This is a genomic window from Nonomuraea zeae (genome assembly GCF_005889725.1).
Lineage (GTDB): Bacteria > Actinomycetota > Actinomycetes > Streptosporangiales > Streptosporangiaceae > Nonomuraea > Nonomuraea zeae.
Map to the genome: position 1 here is coordinate 1 of NZ_VCKX01000590.1, position 2,633 is coordinate 2,633.

Here is a 2,633-nt window from a genome sequence, read left to right on the forward strand (position 1 = left end):
AGATGTGTATAAGAGGCAGCCCCGTGACCAGGGCGGCGCTGACCGCCCCCCAGGCCGGGCAGGCCGTGAAGGAGTGGGTGACCAAGTACAACGCGCTGCTCAAGAAGCGCAAGTGGTGGACGCAGGACGCCCGGCTCGACGCGCTGTTCATGGAGGGGGCGCTGCACGAGGCCGTGCTCGAAGGCAACCATGAGGCGTTCGGGTGGAAGCCGGGGCACAAGCCGATCAACCTGACCGGCGCCCTGACGGTCTACCTGCCGAGGCCGGAGCAGCAGCCGCCGATCGGTGACTGGTTCATCGGGCAGGCGACGTACAAGGACACCAAGGGCTATGCCCGCCCGCACGTGCTGGCGTTCTTCCGTACCCCCGGGCAGCCCTTCCGGCTGGCCGTCTCGACCCCGATCCACTGGGGCCAGCGGATGCCCAAGGCGCGGCTCGACGCCGACGGCTACGTCACCGACATGGACAACACCATGGCGGGCGCCGTGGCCGAGGAGTACCAGAACTTCTGGAACAACGAGAAGAAGGAGGGCGCCTCCGGCTACCGCCTGGCCAGGAACAGCTACAGCCGCAAGGCGTTCCCCGCGGTGAACAAGGGGCTGTACGCCAGGTTCGCCGGCCGGGGCTCGGTCTTCGGCTTCCGCACGGCGGACGGCGGATCCTTCTTCCTGTTCGCCATGCTCAACAAGCCCAAGGGCATCAACCAGGTGCTGAGCGAGGCGCTGCTGGTGCCCAAGGGCAGCAAGACGATCCAGGAGCTCGGCGCCAACTGGTTCTCCTAGCCGGTCCCGTCCGCCGCTGGATGGGACGGGGATGGATGGGACGGGGATGGTCATGCCACTGATCGTGAGGTATATGCATGTAGGGAAATGAATGCTGCAAAAGCGACAGAAGGCGTGACACTGGACGCCAGAGGCCCGGCGCTCATCGGCCGGGCCGGCGCGATGGCGACGGTGGTGGACGCGCTCGCACAGCCCGCCGCGCTCGTCCTGATCGAGGGCGAGGCGGGCATCGGCAAGTCCCGCCTGGTCGACGAATGCCTGGCCACGCCCGCGCTGCGCGATCTGCGGGTGCTGATGGCGGTGTGCCCGGACCTGCGCGAGCCCTTCCCGCTCGGCGCCGTCGTCGACGGGCTGCGGCTCTTCCACGATCGGCTCGGCGCACTCGACCTGAGCCCGCTGGCCGGAGCGTTACGCCCGCTGTTCCCGGAGTGGAGCACGCTGCTGCCGCCCGCGCTGGAGTCGCTCGCCGATCCCCAGGAGACCCGCCACCGGCTGTTCCGCGCGCTCACCGAGCTCATCGACGCCCTCGGCATCGACGTGCTGGTCGTGGAGGACGCGCACTGGGCGGACGCCGCCACCCTCGACTGGCTGCTGATGCTCTGCGCGTCGCGCGCCGGGGGACGCTCGATCGTGGCCACCTACCGCCCGTCGGACGTCAGCGAACGATCCCCGCTGCTGCGACTGACCTCGCGCCTGCCCCGGAGGATGACGCAGGAACGCGTCTCCCTTGAGCCCCTGGACGTGCCGCAGACGCGGGCCTTCGTGGCGTCGATGTTCTCGGACACGGAGGTGTCGGAGAAGTTCGCGGCGTTCCTGCGCGAGCACACCGGCGGCATCCCGCTGGCCGTGGAGCAGACCGTCCGGCTGATGCGCGACCGGCGCGACATCTTCCGGACCGAGACCGGGTGGCGGCGGCGGCTCATGGCGGAGCTGCAGGTCCCGCCGACGGTGCGGGACTCGGTGCTGGAACGGGTCGCCAGGTTCTCCGCGGCCACCCGCGCGGTGCTGCAGGCGTCCGCGGTGCTGGAGGCGCCTTCGGACGAGCGGCTGATCGCCGCCGTGGCCGGCCTGGACGAGCACGCCACGCGCGACAGCCTGGCCGAGGCGCTGGCGAGCGGGCTGATGCGCGAGACCGCGCGCGGCGCCTTCGCCTTCCGCCACGTGCTGGCCTCGCGCGCGGTGGCCGACGCGATCCCGATCCCGACGCGGCGCCTGCTGCACGAGCGGGCCGCGGTGTCACTCCGCGACCGGGAACACCCTCCCGCGGTACGGCTGTGCCGCCACTTCCGCGAGGCGGGCGACGTCGCGGAGTGGTTCCGCTACGCCGAGGCCAGCGCCGAGCTGGCCCTGGAATCGGGTGACGACCAGACCGGCGTGGCCCTGCTCCACGAACTGCTGACCACCGCGGAGCATCCGGTGGACCGGCGGGTGCGGCTGGCGCAGAAGCTCGGCCAGGCGGCGACGCTCACCGCGGAACCGCTGTTCGGCCTGGGCGAGCTGGTCCGCGAGGCGCTGGAGCAGGTGCTCGCCGACCCCGGCCTGCCGGCGGGCGAGCGCGGGGAGATCAGGCTGCGTCTGGGGCAGTTGCTCCTGCACCTCGGCAGCTTCGAGGACGGCATGGCCGACGTGGAGGCGGCCGTGCCGGACCTGGAGCATCGCCCGGCGCTGGCCGTACAGGCCATGCTCCTGCTCGCCACGCCCTTCACCGGGGCGTGGCCGGCCGCACGGCACCTGGCCTGGATGGATCGTGCCGTGACGCTGCTCCCGCACCTTCGGGCCCCGGCGGATCGCCAGGCGTTCCTCATCGGTCATGTCCTGTCGCTGCTCCTGCTCGGGGAGGAGGAGGGGTGG

At 71.5% G+C, this 2,633-nt stretch carries 2 protein-coding genes; both read left to right on the forward strand.

The genetic code is table 11. The features are described 5' to 3' along the window. On the forward strand, positions 1 to 782 hold a 782-nt coding region (locus tag ETD85_RS64250), incomplete at its 5' end, for a DUF8094 domain-containing protein (protein WP_170247497.1). A gap of 114 nt (positions 783 to 896) precedes the next feature. Next, positions 897 to 2,633: ATP-binding protein (locus ETD85_RS61520; protein WP_170247498.1), on the forward strand; the 1,737-nt coding region annotated here is incomplete at its 3' end.